Source organism: Sulfurovum sp. (genome assembly GCF_049668085.1).
Classification (GTDB): Bacteria; Campylobacterota; Campylobacteria; order Campylobacterales; family Sulfurovaceae; genus Sulfurovum.
The window spans coordinates 1-1657 of the sequence record NZ_JBATIY010000019.1; the positions used below are offsets into that span (position 1 = coordinate 1).

General features: G+C 35.3%; 2 protein-coding genes. Both read left to right on the plus strand.

Annotated elements, in window-relative coordinates; translation table 11 throughout:
- A partial coding sequence (locus WBM70_RS01485; RefSeq protein ID WP_424556749.1) for a TolC family protein occupies positions 1-717 on the plus strand: 717 nt, incomplete at its 5' end.
- A gap of 452 nt (positions 718-1169) precedes the next feature.
- Positions 1170-1657 (plus strand): isocitrate/isopropylmalate family dehydrogenase (locus tag WBM70_RS01490; protein WP_424556750.1); only part of this gene is annotated, 488 nt, incomplete at its 3' end.

Below are 1657 nucleotides of genomic sequence, written 5' to 3' on the forward strand. Positions count from 1 at the left end.
GATCAGCAGATCATCAGTCGCCAACAAAGGGTTATTAGAAGAAAACAAAGTTATACCCAGGCACTGCAGACATTTTTGAAATATATGAACATACGCCAAAAAGAGTTTGATCGAAAATATGCATTGCCTTCCTTAAAAATGTTAAAGAAAGAAAAAATCATTTTGGAAAATGCCATGCGTAAAGCCCTGGAGAGCAGACAGGACCTTAAGGCATTGGAATATCAGAAAACGAAGTTGGACCTAGATACAGCCTATAACAGTTTAGAGAAATATCCCAAGTTAAACCTTTTTGCATACGGAGTGCATGATATGGAGTATGGTGAGGGTGTGAAAGTAGGATTACAGTTTGAGATGCCTTTGGAAAGACGAAAGTATGAGGGAAAGAGGGCAGAGATAAAAAAGAGTGTTATCCAACTTGAAGAGGAGAAGAATCGATTGATCCTTGAATTGAAAGCAAATCTAAGCAATTTAACCTATTCATTAGATGCTATCAATCAAAATATAGAGCTGGGTCGTAAAGAAACGAAAATAGTTGAGTCATTGGAAAAAATGGAAAACAAAAAATATGAAGTTGGCTCAAGTGATCTATTCCAGGTCAATCAACGTGAGATTCTTACATTGGAAGTGAAAAGAAAACAGCTAGAATACTACCTAAATGCGCTGATGATCGAGCAAGAGATTAAAAGAGAGACAGGAGAGCTTATTCGTACTTTTTAAACTGCTGCAGCCACTCTTTATCTTCATCACTGAGTCTGTCGATGCTCTCGAGCAGTTTTTTCTTTGTAGATCTGAGGTCGTCTATCTCCAAATATTCCAACTAGAAGTAGAACATTAAGTCATTTGAGGTTTTTTTCAAAGGTTTCTTGTTTTATAACCTAATACTACCCCCCCCACCTAAAACTATAATGGTATTAAATTTAAAGATAATTTTTCAAACAAATACAGATAGCTAAAATAACAATTATGGATAATTAATAAAATAAAAAAAGATAATAAAAGAAACAATATTTGTGAAGAGTTTGGTCTAACAAATTAATTATAATGCTTGCAAGTTTTTCTGATGGGAAAAATTGGTTCAAGATAATCTAGAAGAATTAGATTTAGGTGGAAGCTATTAAGATGTAGCTTCTAGGAGAGTTTATATTTAATTGATCATAAAAGGAAAAAAAATGGCAAAGCAAACAATTACAGTTGCAAGAGGTGACGGAATCGGTCCAGAGATTATGGATGCAAGTACTAGAATACTTGATGCGGCTGGTGCTGATGTAGAGTGGGAACATATTGATGTAGGTGAGCAAGTTTACCTTTCAGGAAACAGTTCTGGTATCGGTCAAGAAGCTTGGGACTCTATCAAGAAAAACAAAGTTCTTTTTAAAGCACCTATTACTACACCTCAAGGTGGTGGATATAAATCTCTTAACGTAACCATTCGTAAAACATTAGGTCTTTACGCAAATGTACGTCCTGCTAAAGCATATGATCCATTTGTACCTTCAAGATTCCCAGGTATGGATGTTGTCACTATTCGTGAAAATGAAGAAGATCTTTATGCTGGTATTGAGCACCAACAAACTCCGGAAGTTACTCAGTGTCTTAAAATCATCACAAGACCAGGATGTGAAAAAATATGTCAATATGCATTTGAGTATGCAAAAGC